The following is an 18,254-nucleotide window of genomic DNA, read 5'->3' as shown; positions in this document are numbered from 1 at the left end:
TTCGGAGACGAATGAGGTATGGAAGCAGTGGAATGGCTGTTGGCAGGGGGGCTCGCCGGCGTGATCGGGGCGGGTGTCGTGGCGTTCGTCGCGCACCGCTGGCGCATGGCGCAGGCCACGGCGCACTGGCGCGCGCTCACGAAAACGCACGACGAAGCGCTGGAGCAAGCCCTCGAACGTGAGCGTTTGGCAGTCGCCAGCCAACAGGAAGCGGTCCAGATGCACGAGGAGGCGATTGCTGCACTGCAAGCGCGTCTCGCGCAAGCCGAACTGGATTTGCAGGGGGCGCGCAAGTCGGAAGCGGCCGTGCTCGAAGCGAAGGGTCTCTGGCAGGCCGAGGCAGAGCGCATTGCCGGCGAGGCCGCTCGCCTGCGAGGGTTGGCGGCAACGTTCGAGCGTTGGCACGAGCAGATGATTTCGCTCATGACGCAGAACCAGGACATGCACGCGAAGAATCATGAACTGGCGTCGATTGTCCGTCATGTGTTGATCGTGTCGCTCAACGCGTCCATCGAAGCCGCGCGCGCGGGAACCGCCGGACGCGGCTTCGGCATTGTTGCGAGCGAAGTGCGCGCGCTCGCCACGCGCTCCGAGGAATTGTCGAAGAGTTATCGCGACAGTCTGCATCGCAACGACGTGACGACCACGGCGACGTTTCAGGACATTCAGGCGGGCGGCAAGATGATTGCGGCCTCGCTCTCGAGCGTCGAGTCGTTGGCGCAGCAGTTGCATTCCCGTCTTCACTAAGCCGACAGGTTTCGTTGTGATCAGCGCTCACGCACGCGACAGTTTCGAACGCATTCTGCACAAGGCGGCACGCACGCGGCTGGCCCGCTCGCCGGACGCCGCGTGCGACATGGTGCCGCTCAAGGTACGTCAGCTGGATTCGGCGGCCTCTGAGGCCGACGTCGACATGGTGGCCCGGCACGCCAACGTGGCGGTGCTCACGATCTCCTCCATCGGATTTCGCATGCTGCTAGTGCTGCATTTCGACGAGGACGACATCACGACGCAGTACTTTGTCGGCGACGATCAGAACAAATCGTTCCGCGAAGCGTTCCTCGAAATCAGCAACCTCTGCTGCGGGGCGATCAATCAGGAACTGCTCAACTACTTTCCCGACCTGGGCATGTCGACCCCATACGTGCTGAGTGCGCACTGCGTGCCTCACCTCATGCAGCTCAAGCCGAACCATCTGGCGTCGTGGGACATCACGCTCGACGGCTCGGTGCGTCTGGCTGCCACGCTGTGTATTTGCGCGCATGCGCCGCTCGACTTCAACGCCGAGGTCAGCGAGACGCAGGACAGCAGCGGCGAACTGGAAATGTTTTGAATCGGTGTAGGCCATAGGAAATGACGACAATGAACCGAAGCACCCCCCGCGAGTCGGTCAGCCAGTTTTTGATCCTCGAAGACAGCGTCGAGCACGAATATCCCGAAGCGCTCGTGCGCGGCATGATCGACATTACCGACGGCGTGTTTCGCGGCCTGTTCGGTGAGATCGCCATGCGTTGCGAGCCGCCCAGCGTGGTGCGCGATCGCATTATCTTTGGCGAAGTCTTCAGCCTGATCCCGCTCGAGAGTGCCTGGTGCCGTGGCTACATGATGATGCAGGCCGAACAGGTGCCGTTCATGCAACTGCTCGAACACACGGGGCGTTGCGAAGGCCAGGCAGGCTTTCGCGAACTCAACGGCATGCTCGGCGAGTTGACGAATCTGATCTGGGGCGCGTTCAAGAATCGCTACATGGGCGACCCGTTGGCAGTCGACCGTGCGCAGGTGCAAGTGCCGCTGCTGATCAATCACAAGCAGAAGTACATCTCGTTCGGTACCGACAATCCGCAGTTGTGCTTCGTCTACCGGCTCACCGATCCGGTCAACGCACAGACCGTGACGTTGCATCAGCATTTCGTCTTCAGTCTGAACTGGTCGCCGGAAGCGTTTCGCGAAGCTGCGCAGGTCGCGACCGAGCCCGTCGAGACCGGGGCGCTGGAAATATTCTGAGACCCCGGCTCGCCTACCCATTACCTCTTACACACAAGGACAACACCATGTCGAAGATTCTCGTGGTCGATGACTCGAGTACCGTGCGCGACGAAGTCGCAGGTTTCCTGCGCAAGAACGGCCTGGATGTGGACACGGCCGTGGACGGCAAGGACGGTCTGGCGAAGATCAAGGCCAGCCCGGGCGTCAAGCTGGTCATCAGCGACGTGAACATGCCGAATATGGACGGACTGACGATGGTCGAGAAGATTCGCGGCGAACTCGCGAACAAGACCGTCAACGTGGTGATGCTCACCACGGAGAGCAGCCCGGCGATGAAAGAGCGTGGCAAGGCCGCCGGTGTGAAGGGCTGGATCGTCAAGCCGTTCAAGGGCGACGCCGTGCTGGAGACGTTCCGCAAGCTCGCGAGTTGAGCGTCTGGCCGGCGCAAGCCGAGGCGAGTCGCTCGCGGCGCTCATCGTCGGGATGAATCGTGGATCGACCGTCGCCACCGCACGGCGGCGGCGGTACACTGCTGACTTTCCCGCACCCCGCGAAAATCTGCGCACATCGTGTGCGCCTGATCGCCATCTCGCCATGAGCGTCGTACCCCAGAAAAAGAAGTCAGCCGCCGCAACGTCCCGCGATACCTTCGCGCCGGAACCTCACAGTGAAGCGCTCGAAGCGTCGGGCACGTCCGAGGCGCGTCCGCGCCGTTCCAAGCTGCGACTGACGTATGTCATTGCCAGCCTCGATCGATTGCTGCGCCGCCACATGTCGGAAGCCCTCGCCCCGCTGGGGCTGACGCTGGCCCAGTTCACCGCGCTGTCAGTGCTTGATGCCCGCGGCAAGCTCTCCAACGCCCAGCTCGCGCAGCGCTCGTTCATCACCCCGCAGTCGGCCAACGAGGTGGTGAGCGTGATGGCGTCGCGCCAGTGGATCACGCGCGAGCCCGACCCCAATCACGGCCGCATCGTGTTGTTGCAACTGACCGACGAAGGCCGTCGCGTACTCGCCCAATGCGAGGCCGTGGCCAAGGAAATCGACTCGCGCATGCGTGCCGACGTGAGCCGTGAAGACGCTGCGGCCGTGCAACGCCATCTCGAAATGTTCGTGCGGAATCTGCGCGACTGACTCCGGGTTTGTCCCGACCTGCCGATTGCTTGTATTGTCAGGTAGCTTGATATTTAATGGAGTCCGTCGACGCGAAGATACGCGCGACCGAACCCCAGTGACACGGTAAGACGATAACGACGAGCCGCGCTTGCGGCGTCGCCGTGCCTGTCGCACTTGCGTCTTTAATATCAGGTTACCTGATTAAATGATTGGTGCTGACGCGAACGGTGCGTGTCGTCGCCGGCGTCGACTGGCTTCGTATCAGGTGCCGCCCGTGAGGGCGTGACCGAAGTCCATCAAGAAGATCACAGGAGACACCATGGAATCGAATCGGGACGGCGGCGCTCGCGCGCTGCCATTGGGCGCGGAGGGGGCGAGCGGCGCGAGTCCGGTCGTACTGACGCTGGCCTTGTGCTTTGCGGTGGCATTGCTCGAGGGCCTCGACCTGCAGTCGGTCGGCGTTGCGGCGCGCGGCATGGCGAAGGAGTTCGGTCTTAGCGTCGCGCAAATGGGGATCGCGTTTTCTGCCGGCACGTTTGGCCTGTTGCCCGGCGCGATGGTCGGCGGACGGCTGGCCGACAGCATCGGCCGCAAGCGCGTGCTGATGCTCTCGGCGGCGCTGTTCGGCGTGTTGTCGATTGCCACCGCCTTCGTGTCCGACTTCTGGATGCTGGTGATCGTGCGCGTGCTCACGGGGATCGGGCTGGGCGGCGCGATGCCGAACCTGATTGCGCTGTCCTCGGAAGCCGTGGCGCCGCGCTTGCGTGGTACGGCCGTGAGCATCATGTATTGCGGCATTCCGCTGGGTGGGGGCATTGCGGCCACGATTGGCATGCTGGCAGTGAGCGATGCCGACTGGCGTCACATCTTCTACGTGGGCGGTGTCGGCCCGCTGTTGCTGTTGCCGTTGCTGGCGTGGTGTCTGCCCGAGTCGCGCGCGTTTGCCGCGGCGACGGCGCAAGGCCAGCGTGCCACCCCTGCACCGATGATGTCGGTGTTGTTCTCCGAAGGGCGCGGCATCTCGACCGTCCAGCTCTGGCTGTCCTACTTCTGCACACTCATCGTGCTGTACTTCCTGCTCAACTGGCTGCCCTCGCTCATGGGGTCGCGCGGTCTGGCGCGCGGGGAAATCGGCTGGGTGCAGATTCTCTTTAACGTCGGTAGTGCCGTGGGGGTGCTCGCGCTGGGCTATCTGATGGATCGCGCGCGCATGTCGCTGGTGATCGGCGGCATGTATCTGGGCATGATCGCGTCGCTCGTGGGGTTGGCCGCCGCGCAAGGTTTCGGTGTACTCGCCACGGCGGCATTCTTCGCGGGCATGTTCATCATCGGCGGGCAGTCCGTACTCTACGCACTCGCCGCGGCCTACTACCCGACCGCCATGCGCGGCACCGGCGTGGGCGCCGCCGTGGCCATCGGGCGCATCGGCTCGGTGGTCGGGCCGCTCGCCGCCGGCATGTTGCTCGCAGTAGGCAGCAGCGCAGCCGTGGTCATCGGCGCGAGCATTCCCGTCACCGTCGTGGCTGCGCTGGCTGCACTCACGCTGATCCGTCGTCCCCGCGCGGCTGACTGACCTGCATCGACCGGTTGGCCTCGCTTGCACGCGACGGACGGCATTCGGCTGCCCCCGTCGCGTTTTTTCTTGTGCGCTTCGTGCGCACCCGCCGCTGCAAATTACCCACATAACGACATTAACAACCTGGAGACTCGCATGGCTTTTCCTTCTCGCACACGTGCGCTCGCAACCCTCGGCACAATCGCCGCGCTGGCGGTTCCCGGCATCGCCGGTGCGCAATCGAATATCACGCTGTACGGCATTGTGGACACCGGGATCGAATACGTCTCTCACGCGAGCCCGAACGGCGCCGTCGTGCGTATGCCGGGCGTGACGGGCGAGTTGCCGTCGCGCTGGGGCCTGCGCGGGTCGGAAGATCTCGGCGGTGGCCTGGCGGCGATTTTCCAGTTGGAGAGCGGCTTCAACATTCGCGGCGGCGATCTCGGTCAGGGCGGACGACTGTTCGGCCGTCAGGCCTTCGTGGGGGTCAAAGGACCTTACGGCACGGTCGCGCTGGGCCGGCAATACACCATGACGTATTACGCGCTGCTGGGCTCCGACGTGCTCGGCCCGGACATCTACGGCATGGGGTCGTTCGACGCCTATATCCCCAACGCCCGCACCGACAATTCGATTACGTATCAGGTCGGCTGGCAAGGGCTGAGCTTCGGCGCGGGCTATTCGTTTGGCCGCGATTCCGGTGGCACGGGCAACTCGCCGGGGCAGGGCACCTGCGCGGGCCAGGTCCCGGGGCAGGCGGTGCAGTGCCGCGACTGGTCGGTGATGCTCAAGTACGACGCGAGCAATTTTGGCGTGGCGGCGTCGTATGAAGAGCAACGCGGCGGCACCAATGCCGCAGCCAACTTCTTCGACGGGCAAGCCACGTCGGCTTTCACCAGCAGCAACGACAAGGACGCGCGCACGACCCTCGGCGCGTATTACAAGTACGGTGCCTTCAAGGTCGGTGGCGGGTGGCTGGGCCGCCGTGTCTCGACGTCTGCCGTCAACACGCACTCGAATCTGTTCTACCTCGGCGCGGCATACAACCTCACGCCTGCATGGCTGGTGGACGGGGAGGTCTATCGCATCATCAACAGCGATCACAACACGCGCGGCACCATGACCACGCTGCGCGCCACGTATTCGCTGTCGGTGCGCACGGCGGTCTACGCGCAAGCCGCCTATCTCTTTAACAGCGCACACGCCGCGTACTCGGTCAGCGGTGGCGGTGGCGGTACCACGCCGCCCGTCGGCGAGGGCCAGGCCGGCGTGATGCTCGGCATGCGTCATACGTTCTGATCTCCCGGGCTAAGGGTTTCCACTGAAAACACAGCCCTTGCAATGTAAGGTTACCTGATATTAAATGTGGGTGTCGGCAACACCGCGCGCCACTCCCGGCGCGCGGCGCAAGTTGCCCCGCACACTTGGGAATTACGCAAATGAACGCATACGAAGGACGCTGGAAAACGGTCGACGTGAAAGTCGAAGGCGGCATTGGCTGGGTGATCTTCAATCGCCCGGAGAAGCGCAACGCGATGAGCCCGACGCTCAACACCGAGATGAATCAGGTGCTCGATGCGGTCGAACTCGATGCGGACGTGAAGGTTGTCGTACTCACCGGCGCTGGCGCAGCGTGGACGGCGGGCATGGATCTGAAGGAGTACTTCCGCGAGATCGACGGTGGACCGGAGATCGTGCAGGAGCGCGTGCGTCGCGATGCCTCGGACTGGCAGTGGCGTCGTCTGCGCATGTATTCGAAGCCCACGATTGCGATGGTCAACGGCTGGTGCTTCGGTGGCGGTTTCTCGCCGCTGGTGGCCTGCGATCTGGCCATTGCTGCGGACGAGGCGGTTTTCGGCCTGTCGGAAATCAACTGGGGCATTCCGCCGGGGAATCTGGTGAGCAAGGCGATGGCCGATACGGTCGGTCATCGTCGTGCCCTGCACTACATCATGACCGGCGACACGTTCACCGGTGTGCAAGCCGCCGATATGGGGCTGGTCAATCAAAGCGTGCCGCTGGCCCAATTGCGCGATGCGACGATTGCCCTGGCAGGCAAGCTGCTCGAGAAGAACCCGGTGGTGCTGCGCGCCGCGAAGCACGGCTTCAAGCGCGCACGTGAGCTCACGTGGGAGCAGAGCGAAGACTATCTGTACGCCAAGCTCGATCAGGCGCAATTGCGCGATCCGGAGCATGGCCGCGAGCAAGGCCTCAAGCAATTCCTTGACGACAAGTCGATCAAGCCGGGTCTGCAAGCCTACAAGCGCTGACGCGCAGCCGTTCACTCAAGAACGAACCGACGAAAGAGGAATCGCGCAATGCATGAAGTACAGATGCTGATCGGTGGCCAGTGGCGCGGCGCACAGAGCGGGGCGACGTTCGAGCGAATCGATCCGGTGACGGGCGAGGTTGCCACGCGAGCCCCGGCAGCCACGGTGGCGGATGCCGACGCGGCGGTCGATGCGGCGCAAGCGGCGTTCCCTGCATGGGCGGCGCTCTCGCCCACGGCGCGGCGCCAGCGTTTGCTCGCGGCTGCCGAGCGCATGGACAGCCGCGCGGCGGAGTTCATTGCGATCGGGGCGGCCGAGACGGGCGCCATGGCGAACTGGTACGGTTTCAACGTGATGCTCGCGGCGAACATGCTGCGCGAGGCGGCGGCCATGACCACGCAGATCGACGGCAGCGTGATTCCGAGCGATGTCCCCGGCAGCCTCGCACTGGCCGTGCGCGCGCCGGTCGGTGTGGTGCTGGGCATCGCCCCCTGGAACGCGCCGGTCATTCTGGCGACGCGTGCCTTGGCGATGCCGCTCGCGTGTGGCAACACGGTCGTGCTCAAGGCGTCGGAACAATGTCCGGGCGTGCATGCGCTGATCGGCGCATGTCTGCATGAGGCCGGGCTCGGCGACGGCGTGGTCAACGTGGTGACGAACGCGCCGGAAGACGCCGGCGAGATCGTGGCGCGTCTGATCGCCCACCCGGCGGTGCGCCGTGTGAATTTCACCGGTTCCACGCATGTGGGGCGCATCATCGCGCGTCTTGCGGCCGAGCATCTCAAGCCGGCGTTGCTGGAGTTGGGCGGCAAGGCACCGGTGCTCGTGCTCGACGACGCGGATCTGGATGCTGCGGTCGACGGCATTGCGTTCGGCGCCTTCTTCAATCAGGGGCAGATCTGCATGTCCACGGAGCGGGTCATCGTCGATGCACGCATCGCCGACGCCTTCGTCGAGAAGCTCACCGCGCGTGCGGCCAAGCTGCACGCCGGATCGCCGAGCTCGCCCGACAGCGTGCTTGGCGCGATGGTGAGTGCGCAGGCGGCGTCGCGCGTGGCGGCGCTTGTCGAAGACGCCCGTGAGCATGGCGCGCGTTTGCCGTTGGGGTGCCGCGTGGACGGGGCGATCATGCAAGCGGCGATTGTCGACGGCGTGACGCCTGCGATGCGTCTGTATCGCGAAGAATCGTTCGGCCCGGTGGTGACGATTCAGCGGGTGGAGAGCGACGACGAAGCCGTGCGCGTTGCCAACGACAGCGAATTCGGTCTGTCGGCCTCGATTTTCAGCCGCGACGTGTCGCGTGCCCTGCAATTGGCCCGACGCATCGAATCGGGTATTTGCCACATCAATGGCCCGACGGTGCACGACGAAGCGCAGATGCCGTTCGGCGGCGTCAAGGCGAGCGGTTACGGCCGTTTTGGCAGCAAGGCGTCTATCGGCGAGTTCACGGAGCTTCGCTGGATCACGGTACAAACGACCCCGCGTCACTACCCGATCTGACGGCGTGAAGGGATGAGGATGTGCCCGCCTGCGAACGCGCCCGAGAGCGCGTCGGGGCGGGATAGAAGCAGGAGACAGCGTTTTGAATCACGGCAATAACACGGCGGCGCAAACGCCCGACATCGCGGCGCATCGCTATCGCCCGGTCGCCCTCGGCAATCCCGGTGTGGAAGTGCGGCGCGAGGGCGAGTTCTGGTATCTGCGCTCGCGCGAAACGCTCGGCGATTTTCCCGAGCGCCTGACCGACCGTCTGGTGTCGGGCGCGGCCCGGCACCCGGAGCGGTGGTTGATCGCGCGACGCGGTCCCGACGGCGCATGGATCGGCATCACGTATGGGCAGATGCTGTTGCGTGCGCGTGCTATCGGGCAGGCATTGCGCGATCGCGGGTTATCTGCCGATCGCCCGATGGCGATTCTGTCGGGCAACGATCTCGAACACTTTCAATTGGCCCTCGGCGCCATGTACGCGGGCGTACCGTTTGCGCCGATTTCGCCGGCCTACTCGATCGTGTCGACCGACTTCGGCAAGTTGCGTCACACGCTGGGCGTGCTGCGCCCGGGCCTTGTCTATGCCTCCGATGTCAGGTCCTACGGACGCGCCATGGACGCCGTGCTGGGCGACGACGTGATTCGCGTGACCGGCGACGGCGAGGGCGGCACGCTGGCGTTCGATACGCTGCTCGATACCGTGCCGCGCGATGTCGACGCAATGCATGCGAAGGTGACGGGCGACACCATCGCCAAGATTCTGTTCACGTCTGGCTCGACCCGTCAGCCGAAAGCCGTGCCGACCACGCAACGCATGCTGTGCAGCAATCAGCAGATGCTGCTGCAGACGTTCCCGACCTTCGGCGAGGCGCCGCCGGTACTGGTGGACTGGTTGCCGTGGAATCACACCTACGGCGGCAGCCACAACGTGGGCATCGCGTTGTACAACGGCGGCACGCTCTACATCGACGACGGAAAACCGGTCGCGGGAAAGTTCGAAGAGACGCTTCGCAATCTGCGCGAGATTTCGCCCACGGTGTACTTCAATGTGCCGAAAGGATGGGAAGACCTCGCCATCGCGCTGGAGACCGACGCCGCATTGCGCGAGCGCTTCTTCGCGCGTGTGAATCTCTATTTCTTCGGCGGCGCAGGTTTGTCGCAGGCCGCGTGGAACCGGCTCGAACGCGTGACCGAGCAGCATTGCGGCGAACGTATCCGGATCATGTCCGGGCTCGGCATGACCGAGACGTCACCGAGTTGCATGTTCACCACCGGCCCCATCATGCGCGCGGGCTACATCGGCCTGCCCGCGCCGGGCTGCGAGGTGAAGCTGGCCCCGGTCGGCGGCAAGCTGGAAGTCCGGTTTCGCGGTCCGAATGTCATGGCGGGGTATTGGCGTCACGAGGCCGGCGAGCCGGTGTTCGACGAAGAGGGGTACTACCGCACGGGCGACGCTGCGACGTTCGTCGATGCGCAGCAACCGGAGATTGGCCTTCAGTTCGACGGGCGCATCACCGAAGACTTCAAACTCAGCTCGGGCACGTTTGTCAGCGTCGGCCCGTTGCGCGCCCGCGTGATTTCGGAGGGTGCGCCGTATGTGCAGGACGCCGTGGTCACGGGGATCAATCGCGACGACATCGGGTTGATGATCTTCCCGCGTGTCGAGGACTGCCGTCGTCTGAGCGGTCTGGCGAAGGACGCACCGATAGCCGATGTGCTGGCGAGTGCCCCTGTGCGCGAGGTGTTTGCTGCATTGCTGACGAAGCTCAACGCGTCGGCAGGCGGCAGCGCCACTTACGTCGCTCGTCTCCTGTTGCTCGATTCGCCTCCCTCGCTCGATCGGGGCGAGGTGACCGACAAGGGGTCGATCAATCAGCGCGCTGTGCAGGATCATCGTGCGGCAACGGTCGAAGCGTTGCACGCGGCGAAGACCGACGGCGATCGGATCATTCTCGCGCCGGCAAGAGGCTGACATGGGTTATCCGGCGTTGCAAAGCGCGGCCGCCGATATCGCGTTCGTGCTGGATAAGCTCGGCGTCGGTGAGGCATTGACGCGTCTCGCACCGTTTCGTGAATTCGACACCGCGACGCTGGTGCAAGTCGTCGACGAAGCGGCACGCTTTTCCCGCGAAGTGCTGGCGCCGTTGAATGCCGTGGGCGACCGGGAGGGGTGTACATGGCGCGACGGCGAGGTTCGCACCCCCACCGGATTTGCCGACGCTTATCGCCAGTATCGCGACGCCGGCTGGCCGTCCTTGCCGTGCGATCCGTCCCTAGGCGGGCAGGGGCTGCCGGTCGTCGCGCAGGTCGCGGTGCAGGAACTGACCGCCGGCGCGAATCTCGCCTGGACGATGTATCCCGGCATTCTGCATGGCGCATACGAGTGCGTGCATCGTTTCGGTAGCGACGCCCTGCGCCAGGCGTGGCTTGGCCCGCTCGTGAGCGGCGAATGGCTCGCCACGATGGCGCTGACGGAGCCTGGGGCAGGCAGCGATCTGGGGCAGATTCGCACCCGTGCTGAATGGATCGACGGCGCGGATGACACGGTGAAGGTGACCGGCGAGAAGATCTTCATCTCCGGCGGCGAGCAGGATCTGACGCCGAACATCGTGCACCTCGTGCTGGCGCGCACGCCTGACGCGCCTGCCGGAAGCGGCGGCCTGTCGCTGTTCCTCGTGCCCAAGGTCCTGCCGAGCGGCGAGCGCAACGCGGTGCGCTGCACCGGCATCGAGCACAAGATGGGCATTCGCGGCAGCGCCACGTGCTCGATGGCGTTCGAGGGCGCGACGGGGTATCTGATCGGCAAGCCGTATCGCGGGCTTGAAGCGATGTTCGCGATGATGAACTCGGCACGTCTGCATGTCGGCGCGTCGGCGCTCGGACTCGCCCAGAACGCCTATGAGATGGCGGCGAAGCATGCGCTGGCCCGTGTGCAATCGCGTGTGCCGGGGGCTGAGGCCGGCGCACCGATTGCGCGGCACCCGGCGGTGTGGCGTCTGCTCGAAGGCCAGCGGGTTGCCGTCGAAGGAGCGCGCTTGTTGTTGTACCGCGCCGCGCTCGCCATCGACGAGGCCCATCACGCCGATACTCCCGAAGCGCGAACGAGTGCCGAGGCCCTCGCGGCGCTGCTCACGCCGGTTGTCAAAGCGATGTTGACCGAGCAGGCATTCGACGGCGCGAGCGCTGCCTTGCAGGTCTTCGGCGGCTACGGATATGTCGAAGAGACCGGCATCTCGCAGTACCTGCGCGATGCACGCATCCCCATGATCTATGAGGGAACCAACGAGATTCAGGCCATCGATCTGATGTTGCGCAAGGTGGTGAAGGACGATGGTGCGACATTGCGGCAATGGCTCGCCTGGACACGCGTGCAGGTGGACGATGCGCGATCCGTTGCGACACTCGACGGCTTCGGCGCAGCGTTAGCAGCGCTGGACGAGTGGGTCTCGCTGCTGCCGTGCGTCATCGCGTTGGCGCGGTCGTCGCCGCGCGCGGCGTTGTGCGTGGCCGGGGACGTGATGCGGGCTGTGCATGGGCTGACGATGAGCGGGCTGTGGGCGCACGCGGCACTGGCCGAGCATCGCGCACAAGCGGCCGGCGATGTCGGGTGTAACGACAAGCGCCGTGCCGCCCGCTATTGGCTGAAGTTCGAACTGCCGGAAACGCGTCGCGCCATGGCGATCGTGGCGGCGCAAATCCAGGATCCGGAGATTGCCGAATGAACCTCGAGACACTCGTTGCCATCGACACGCACGTGCACGCGGAAGTCTCGTGCTGCCAGCCGCCGGATTTGTTCGGCAAGGCGTTCGACGACGCTGCGGACAAGTACTTCGGCACTGTTCTCAAACAGAATCGCCGACCGACCATTCCCGAGACCATCGAGCATTACCGCGAGCGCAAGATCGGTTTCGTGATGTTCACGGTCGATTGCGAGGCGAACATCGGTCGCCGCCGGATTCCCAACGAGGAGATTGCGGGCTTCGCGCAAGAGAACGACGACATCATGATCGCGTTCGCCAGCATCGATCCGCACAAGGGGCGCATGGGCGTGCGCGAGGCGCGGCGGCTTGTCGAGGAATTCGGCGTGCGCGGCTTCAAGTTCCACCCGACCATGCAGGGGTTCTTTGCCAATGACCGCATGGCATATCCGTTGTACGAACTGATCGCGGAATACCATCTCACGGCCGTATTCCACAGCGGGCATTCGGGCATCGGGTCGGGGATGCCGGGGGGCGGTGGCCTGCGGCTCAAGTTCTCCGAGCCGATCCATCTGGACGACGTTGCGATCGATTTCCCGGACATGAACATCGTAATCGCGCACCCGTCGTGGCCCTGGCAATCGCAGGCGCTGTCCATTGCGCTGCACAAGCCCAACGTCTACATCGATCTCTCGGGTTGGTCGCCCAAGTATTTTTCGCCGGAGCTGATTCAGTACGCGAACTCGCTGCTGCGCGAGAAGATGTTGTTCGGCTCGGACTTCCCGTTGATCGCCCCGGACCGATGGCTGCGCGACTTCGAGACGGCCGGATTTCGCGATGAGGTCAAGCCGCTGCTGCTCAAGGACAATGCGGTGAGAATGTTAGGGCTTGCGCCGGTTCAGGTCGCGTCATCAATGGCGCAGGCGTGAGCGGTGATTGTGTCAGCGCAAGCCCGGCACGCCGTAGCGCACTCGCGCGGCTTCGCGCATCGCGCTGATGAGCGTTTGTTCCGGTGGCGTGGGCACCGTGTCGTTGCGCCACAGAATGCCGATGGACTCCTCGGTGCCTTTCGTCGCAAAGGGCAGAGCGCACAGCACGCCGTCGGCGAGATCGTCCTGCACGGTAATCTCGGAGGCGATCCACACCACGTCGTCGCGCAGGGTCATGGCGCGGGCAAGGGACATCGACAGCAGTTCGGAGTAGTCGTCGAGCGTGCCCACGCCGTGCGCGCGCAGGAAGCTGTCGGCGGTATGGCGCAGGATCGTGCCGTGCGGCGGCAGGATCACATGATGGTCGGCCAGATCGGCCATCGATACGCTGCGTTGCCGCACGAGCGGATGCGCTGGACGCACCACCACGCAGAGGGGCGTTGCACAAAGATGTTCGAAGGTGAGCCCTGCCATGCCCTCGGGATCGGACATCCGGCCGAGCGCAAGCGTCATCTCTCCGGACTTCAACTGCGTGAGCAATCGCTGATTCGCCCCCGTGTGTACCTGCACCACGATGCCCGGCCATTCGCGCCGAAAGGTCTCGAGCACACTGGGCATCATGGCAGCGGCCAACGTGGGCAGCACGGCGATCTCGATCACCCCGCCCGTCTGACCGACGGCGCGCGAGAGGACATCGATCCCTTGTCGCAACGCACTCACGCTCGCCCCGGCATGCCGGAGAAACAACTCCGCTTGCGCCGTCGGGCGTGCGCCGTTGCGCCCGCGATCGAACAACCGCACGCCAAGCAGCCCTTCCAGTTCGGCAATCGTCTTGCTGACAGCCGGCTGTGTGATGGACAGCGCTTCGGCCGCCCGCTGAAGGCTGCCGTGTTGGGCCACGGCTAGCAGGCATTGCAGATGGCGCAGCTTGATTCGCCCGTCGAGTAGATGTCTTTCCATGCCAAAAAGTTATGAAAAACCTAAGAAAATGTCAATAAATATATCCGTTGATTATGGATATAGTGTCGAAAACAAGCTGGCGGCAAGCCAGATCAGTCAACACAAAATGGAGTGAGACCATGTCGGAAACGACCACCGTCCTGCGCCCCCGGGACTGGGATTCGCATCCCAAGCTCATCGACAGCGGGTACAAGTCCACCGCGCTGCGCGGCCCCAAGCAACTGCTCGTCCCGGTCAAACAGAACCTCGCGAACCTTCGCGCGCCGGTTTATGGCCACGGCATCATCAGCGAACTCGACGGCGATCTCACGCGCAATGCGGTCCGCAACGGCGAGCCGCTGGGTGAGCGCATGATTGTCACGGGCCGTGTGCTCGACGAAGGCGGCCGCCCGGTGCCCAATACGCTCGTGGAGCTGTGGCAGGCCAACGCGTGCGGACGCTACGTGCACAAGGTCGACCAGCACGACGCACCGCTCGACGCCAACTTCCTCGGCGCCGGTCGCGCCCTGACCGATGCGCAGGGCCGCTACAAATTCCTGACCATCAAGCCCGGCGCTTATCCGTGGAAGAACCACCACAACGCGTGGCGTCCGCAACATTTGCACTTCTCGGTGTTCGGCCAGTATTTCGCGACCCGTCTTGTGACGCAGATGTACTTCCCCGGCGATCCGCTGCTGGCTTACGACCCGATTTTTCAGGCCACGCCGGCCCATGCCCGCGACCGTCTGATTGCGCGCTTCTCGATGGATATCACCGAGCCCGAGTACGCGCTGGGTTATGAATTCGACATCGTGCTGCGCGGTGCCGACCAAACGCCGATGGAGTCCTGAGCCATGTCCGATTACCAGCAAACGCCGTCGCAGACCGTCGGTCCGTACTTCGCCTATGGCCTGTCGCCGGAGCAATACCTGTACGACTTCAAGAGCGCCTTCACACCCGTGGTGGCGCTCGATCGCGCTGAGGGCGAGGCGATTCGCCTGATCGGTCGGGTATACGATGGCGCCGGCAATCCGATCAACGACGCGCTGATCGAAGTCGTGCAAGCCGACGCCCACGGCCGCTATGTCCAGAACGCCGATGAGATCGAGCGCACGGGCTTTGCCGGCACGGGCCGTTGCGGCACCGGCACCGACGCCGAGCACCGTTTCGTGATCGAGACCATCAAGCCGGGCTCGACCGGGCCGGGCGAAGCGCCGCGCATCGATGTGATTCTGACGATGCGGGGCTTGCTCAATCATCTGTTTACGCGTATCTATTTCGACGACGAGGCAGCGGCCAACGAGGCCGACCCCGTGCTGCAACAAGTGCCGGCCGAGCGTCGCCACACGCTGATTGCACGCCGCGAAGTGAGCGGCGGGCGTGTGTCGTACCGGTTCGACATCCGGATGCAGGGTGACGAGGAGACGGTTTTCCTCGACCTTTGAAGTCGGTCGTGCAAGGCTGAAACTGGCGCGGCTTCGGGCTGCCGGCATGACAATGCCTGCGGCCCGTAGCCGTATCCGCATTTTTGCAACGTACACGGGTCTGGTCGCGCATGCGCAATTCATGCGAGCCGGCCTTAACCACCATCGCACCATCGACTCTCCGATGACGGAACTGCTTGACTCATTGCTGCGCGGCTCTGCCGTGACGGCGCGTTTCTCGCGCGACGCCACGCTTCAGGGCATGCTCGACTTTGAAGTGGCGCTGGCCGCCGCCGAAGCCGAGGCCGGACTGATCCCGGCTGCCGCCGTCGCCCCGATTACCGCCGCCGCCCGCGCGAGCGACCTCGACTGGGCCGCGCTGCGCGACGACGCGGCGAGCGCGGGCAACCTCGCCATTCCTCTGGTCAAGCAACTCACGGCGCGTGTGAAGGCGCTCGATGCCGACGCCGCACGCTTTGTGCATTGGGGCGCCACCAGTCAGGACGCGATCGATACCGGTCTCGTTCTGCAAGTGCGCGGCGCCCTCGACGATCTGGGGGGCGATCTCGACGGCCTCATTCGTCAACTCACCGAACAAGTCAGACAGCATCGCGCGACGGTCATGGTCGGGCGCACCTGGTTGCAGCACGCGCTGCCTATCACGTTCGGGCTCAAGCTCGCGGGTACGCTCGACGCTTTGTTGCGGGCTCGCGCCGATCTCGCGAACGTGCGCGAGCAAGTGCTATGCGTGCAGTTCGGTGGCGCCGCCGGCACGCTGGCGTCGCTCGGCACGCAGGGCGCCGATGTCGCGGCGGCGCTTGCGCGGCATCTGGGGCTCTCGGATGTCGCCACGCCGTGGCATGGCCAGCGCGATCGCATCGTGCGTGTGGGCGGCTGGGCGGCATCGCTGACCGGCTCGCTTGGCAAGTTCGCGCGCGACACGGCCCTGCTGACGCAAACCGAAGTCGGTGAAATCGCCGAGGCTTCCGGCCCGGGACGTGGCGGCTCATCCACCATGCCGCACAAGCGCAACCCGGTCGGCTGTGCCGCGATACTGGCTGCCGCCGCCCGCACGCCGCAACTGGTCGCCACGCTCTTCGCTGCCATGCAGCAGGACCACGAGCGTGGTCTGGGCACCTGGCACGCCGAGTGGGAAACCCTGCCGGAGCTGCTCATGCTGTGCGGTGGCGCAGTGGCCACTGCGCGCACCCTCGTTGACGACTGGACCGTCGATACGGCGCGCATGCGCGCGAATCTCGAGATCACGCACGGGCTCATCATGGCCGAGGCCGTGACAATGGCGTTGGGCGAAGCGATGGGTCGTCTCGAAGCACATCGCCGTGTCGAAGCCCGCTGTCGCGACGCGCTTGCGCAGCAGCGTCATTTGCTCGATGTGCTGCGCGAAGACGGCGACATCACGCGCATTCTCTCCATCGAGGCGCTCGAACGCCTGATGGATCCGCAACATTATCTTGGCGCTGCCGAGACGTTCGTGAGCCGCGTGCTCACGCTCGCCGACGCCGCAACGCCGATCTCCCAACCCGGCAGGAAATCCCAATGAACGATCAGGAACGCTACGACAACGGTATGCAGGTACGCCGCGCCGTTCTCGGCGACGCACACGTGGACCGCACGCTCACACGCCGCAACGAGTTCAACGACGACTTTCAGAACTTCATCACGCGCTTCGCCTGGGGCGACGTGTGGACGCGCCCCGGCCTCACGCGCCATATGCGCAGCATGATTACGCTCTCGCTGCTCATCGCCCTCAATCGTGGCGACGAGTTCCGCATGCATGTGCGCGCCGCGTTCAACAACGGCGTGACGCGCGAGGAAATGAAGGAGTTGTTCATGCACGCCGCGCTGTATTGCGGTCTGCCTGCGGCCAATCAGGCGATTCATGATGCCGAGAAGGTGTTCGCGGAGATGGAAGCCGCCGAGCCCGGCTCGACCACGCGTGTGCGCGACGATGCACAGGGCTGAGGAGACTCACGGCATGACGATGGAATGCTTGATCGAGGTAGGTGACGCCACGCTTCGCGTCGCGGTAGACGGCGACGAACGTGCGCCGGCGCTTGTGCTGTCCAATTCGCTGGGCACTACGCTCGACATGTGGGCGCCGCAGGTGCCTGCGCTCGCGCGCGAGTTTCGCGTGATTCGTTATGACACGCGCGGACACGGGGGATCGTCGGTCACGCCGGGGCCGTATGTCATCGGCCAGTTGGGACGTGACGTGATCGCGCTGCTCGACGCCCTGCACATCGAGCGAGCCAGTCTGGCCGGTGTCTCGATGGGGGGGATGACGGGGATGTGGCTGGGCATTCACGCACCGCAGCGGCTCGATCGTCTGGCGATTGTCTGCTCGTCTGCGCACATCGGCGGCGAAGACGGCTGGAACACGCGCATTCGCGCCGTGCAGGCCGACGGCATGAACGCGGTTGCCGACGCGGTCGTGTCGCGCTGGTTCACGCCCGAATTCGCGCAACGGGAACCCGCGCTCATCGATCGCATGAAGACGATGTTCCGGTCCCTCTCTGCGGACGGTTACGCCGCAGCATGCGCAGCGGTGCGCGACATGAATCAACTGGATGAGATTGCATCGATCAAGGCGCCGACACTGGTGATTACCGGTGCGGGCGATCTGGCAACGCCGCCCGCCATGTCGAGCGCGATCGTCGAACGCATTTCGGGCGCGCAGCAGGTCACGGTGCCGGGCGCGCATCTGTCGAACATCGAATGCGCGCCGGCCGTCACCGACGCGTTGCTGACCTTCTTCCGGGGGAAGACGCTGGCGGGCGCGTAAGCGCCAGTCGCTTGCGTGAGCACGGGGGCGAGGCGCTCGACGTAGCGGC

At 64.6% G+C, this 18,254-nt stretch carries 18 protein-coding genes; 17 read left to right on the top strand and 1 reads right to left on the bottom strand.

Annotation, left to right across the window (positions count from 1 at the left end; all coding sequences use genetic code 11):
• Nucleotides 1-18: 18 nt before the first annotated feature.
• From PI93_RS23020 to PI93_RS22965, 12 genes are all read left to right on the top strand, one after another.
• On the top strand, nucleotides 19-747 hold the full coding sequence (locus tag PI93_RS23020) for a methyl-accepting chemotaxis protein (protein WP_039372243.1): 729 nt from the start codon (nucleotides 19-21) through the stop codon (nucleotides 745-747).
• A gap of 16 nt (nucleotides 748-763) precedes the next feature.
• A complete protein-coding gene (locus tag PI93_RS23015) occupies nucleotides 764-1,333 on the top strand; it encodes a hypothetical protein (RefSeq protein ID WP_039372239.1) in 570 nt (189 codons plus the stop codon).
• 29 nt (nucleotides 1,334-1,362) lie between these two features.
• Complete coding sequence (locus tag PI93_RS23010; RefSeq protein ID WP_052240781.1) at nucleotides 1,363-2,004, top strand: chemotaxis protein CheX; 642 nt, start codon at nucleotides 1,363-1,365, stop codon at nucleotides 2,002-2,004.
• Between the two features lie 47 nt (nucleotides 2,005-2,051).
• The gene (locus PI93_RS23005; RefSeq protein ID WP_039372237.1) at nucleotides 2,052-2,417 is read left to right on the top strand and encodes a response regulator; all 366 of its coding nucleotides are present in this window, start codon (nucleotides 2,052-2,054) and stop codon (nucleotides 2,415-2,417) included.
• Nucleotides 2,418-2,580: 163 nt separating this feature from the next.
• Nucleotides 2,581-3,117, top strand: a complete 537-nt coding sequence (locus PI93_RS23000; RefSeq protein WP_039372235.1) for a MarR family winged helix-turn-helix transcriptional regulator — start codon at nucleotides 2,581-2,583, stop codon at nucleotides 3,115-3,117.
• 301 nt (nucleotides 3,118-3,418) lie between these two features.
• Nucleotides 3,419-4,672 (top strand): 3-(3-hydroxy-phenyl)propionate transporter MhpT, encoded by a 1,254-nt coding sequence (mhpT, locus tag PI93_RS22995; protein ID WP_236105740.1) that lies wholly within the window; start codon nucleotides 3,419-3,421, stop codon nucleotides 4,670-4,672.
• A 138-nt stretch (nucleotides 4,673-4,810) separates the two neighbouring features.
• Nucleotides 4,811-5,953, top strand: coding sequence for a porin (locus PI93_RS22990; RefSeq protein WP_039372233.1), 1,143 nt, complete (start codon nucleotides 4,811-4,813; stop codon nucleotides 5,951-5,953).
• Nucleotides 5,954-6,093: 140 nt separating this feature from the next.
• On the top strand, nucleotides 6,094-6,924 hold the full coding sequence (locus tag PI93_RS22985) for a p-hydroxycinnamoyl CoA hydratase/lyase (protein WP_039372231.1): 831 nt from the start codon (nucleotides 6,094-6,096) through the stop codon (nucleotides 6,922-6,924).
• A gap of 48 nt (nucleotides 6,925-6,972) precedes the next feature.
• Nucleotides 6,973-8,424, top strand: coding sequence for an aldehyde dehydrogenase (locus PI93_RS22980; RefSeq protein ID WP_039372228.1), 1,452 nt, complete (start codon nucleotides 6,973-6,975; stop codon nucleotides 8,422-8,424).
• Nucleotides 8,425-8,506: 82 nt separating this feature from the next.
• Nucleotides 8,507-10,384 (top strand): feruloyl-CoA synthase, encoded by a 1,878-nt coding sequence (locus PI93_RS22975; protein WP_052240780.1) that lies wholly within the window; start codon nucleotides 8,507-8,509, stop codon nucleotides 10,382-10,384.
• Between the two features lies 1 nt (nucleotide 10,385).
• Nucleotides 10,386-12,134, top strand: a complete 1,749-nt coding sequence (locus PI93_RS22970; protein ID WP_039372226.1) for an acyl-CoA dehydrogenase family protein — start codon at nucleotides 10,386-10,388, stop codon at nucleotides 12,132-12,134.
• On the top strand, nucleotides 12,131-13,039 hold the full coding sequence (locus PI93_RS22965) for an amidohydrolase family protein (protein ID WP_039372223.1): 909 nt from the start codon (nucleotides 12,131-12,133) through the stop codon (nucleotides 13,037-13,039). Before PI93_RS22970 ends, PI93_RS22965 begins: the two co-directional genes overlap by 4 nt.
• Before the next feature lie 12 nt (nucleotides 13,040-13,051).
• Here the strand turns inward: PI93_RS22965 and pcaQ are convergent, their stop codons facing one another.
• Complete coding sequence (gene pcaQ / locus PI93_RS22960; RefSeq protein ID WP_039372221.1) at nucleotides 13,052-13,999, bottom strand: pca operon transcription factor PcaQ; 948 nt, start codon at nucleotides 13,997-13,999, stop codon at nucleotides 13,052-13,054.
• A gap of 119 nt (nucleotides 14,000-14,118) precedes the next feature.
• Here pcaQ and pcaH point away from each other — a divergent pair, with 119 nt between their 5' ends.
• The 5 genes from pcaH to pcaD all read left to right on the top strand — a co-directional run bounded on the left by pcaH (nucleotide 14,119) and on the right by pcaD (nucleotide 18,205).
• The gene (gene pcaH / locus PI93_RS22955; protein ID WP_039372219.1) at nucleotides 14,119-14,829 is read left to right on the top strand and encodes a protocatechuate 3,4-dioxygenase subunit beta; all 711 of its coding nucleotides are present in this window, start codon (nucleotides 14,119-14,121) and stop codon (nucleotides 14,827-14,829) included.
• 3 nt (nucleotides 14,830-14,832) lie between these two features.
• Nucleotides 14,833-15,423: a protocatechuate 3,4-dioxygenase subunit alpha gene (gene pcaG, locus PI93_RS22950; protein WP_039372218.1), complete on the top strand. Its 591-nt coding sequence runs from the start codon at nucleotides 14,833-14,835 to the stop codon at nucleotides 15,421-15,423.
• 163 nt (nucleotides 15,424-15,586) lie between these two features.
• Nucleotides 15,587-16,963: a 3-carboxy-cis,cis-muconate cycloisomerase gene (locus tag PI93_RS22945; RefSeq protein ID WP_039372338.1), complete on the top strand. Its 1,377-nt coding sequence runs from the start codon at nucleotides 15,587-15,589 to the stop codon at nucleotides 16,961-16,963.
• A complete protein-coding gene (pcaC, locus tag PI93_RS22940; protein ID WP_039372216.1) occupies nucleotides 16,960-17,385 on the top strand; it encodes a 4-carboxymuconolactone decarboxylase in 426 nt (141 codons plus the stop codon). Before PI93_RS22945 ends, pcaC begins: the two co-directional genes overlap by 4 nt.
• A gap of 13 nt (nucleotides 17,386-17,398) precedes the next feature.
• Nucleotides 17,399-18,205: a 3-oxoadipate enol-lactonase gene (gene pcaD / locus PI93_RS22935; protein WP_039372214.1), complete on the top strand. Its 807-nt coding sequence runs from the start codon at nucleotides 17,399-17,401 to the stop codon at nucleotides 18,203-18,205.
• The last annotated feature ends 49 nt before the right edge of the window (nucleotides 18,206-18,254 follow it).

The sequence above is a fragment of the Pandoraea fibrosis genome (genome assembly GCF_000807775.2).
Lineage (GTDB): Bacteria > Pseudomonadota > Gammaproteobacteria > Burkholderiales > Burkholderiaceae > Pandoraea > Pandoraea fibrosis.
This window is presented reverse-complemented; position numbering and strand designations above follow the sequence as displayed.

Bases quoted from the DNA above. Each gene is read 5' to 3' on its own strand.
- mhpT (WP_236105740.1), top strand. From the start codon at position 3,419: ATGGAATCGAATCGGGACGGCGGCGCTCGCGCGCTGCCATTGGGCGCG.
- PI93_RS22980 (WP_039372228.1), top strand. From the start codon at position 6,973: ATGCATGAAGTACAGATGCTGATCGGTGGCCAGTGGCGCGGCGCACAG.
- PI93_RS22990 (WP_039372233.1), top strand. From the start codon at position 4,811: ATGGCTTTTCCTTCTCGCACACGTGCGCTCGCAACCCTCGGCACAATC.
- PI93_RS23010 (WP_052240781.1), top strand. From the start codon at position 1,363: ATGAACCGAAGCACCCCCCGCGAGTCGGTCAGCCAGTTTTTGATCCTC.
- PI93_RS23000 (WP_039372235.1), top strand. From the start codon at position 2,581: ATGAGCGTCGTACCCCAGAAAAAGAAGTCAGCCGCCGCAACGTCCCGC.
- PI93_RS22970 (WP_039372226.1), top strand. From the start codon at position 10,386: ATGGGTTATCCGGCGTTGCAAAGCGCGGCCGCCGATATCGCGTTCGTG.
- pcaC (WP_039372216.1), top strand. From the start codon at position 16,960: ATGAACGATCAGGAACGCTACGACAACGGTATGCAGGTACGCCGCGCC.
- pcaQ (WP_039372221.1), bottom strand. From the start codon at position 13,999: ATGGAAAGACATCTACTCGACGGGCGAATCAAGCTGCGCCATCTGCAA.
- PI93_RS22945 (WP_039372338.1), top strand. From the start codon at position 15,587: ATGACGGAACTGCTTGACTCATTGCTGCGCGGCTCTGCCGTGACGGCG.
- PI93_RS23020 (WP_039372243.1), top strand. From the start codon at position 19: ATGGAAGCAGTGGAATGGCTGTTGGCAGGGGGGCTCGCCGGCGTGATC.
- PI93_RS23005 (WP_039372237.1), top strand. From the start codon at position 2,052: ATGTCGAAGATTCTCGTGGTCGATGACTCGAGTACCGTGCGCGACGAA.
- PI93_RS22965 (WP_039372223.1), top strand. From the start codon at position 12,131: ATGAACCTCGAGACACTCGTTGCCATCGACACGCACGTGCACGCGGAA.
- pcaG (WP_039372218.1), top strand. From the start codon at position 14,833: ATGTCCGATTACCAGCAAACGCCGTCGCAGACCGTCGGTCCGTACTTC.
- pcaD (WP_039372214.1), top strand. From the start codon at position 17,399: ATGACGATGGAATGCTTGATCGAGGTAGGTGACGCCACGCTTCGCGTC.
- PI93_RS22985 (WP_039372231.1), top strand. From the start codon at position 6,094: ATGAACGCATACGAAGGACGCTGGAAAACGGTCGACGTGAAAGTCGAA.
- pcaH (WP_039372219.1), top strand. From the start codon at position 14,119: ATGTCGGAAACGACCACCGTCCTGCGCCCCCGGGACTGGGATTCGCAT.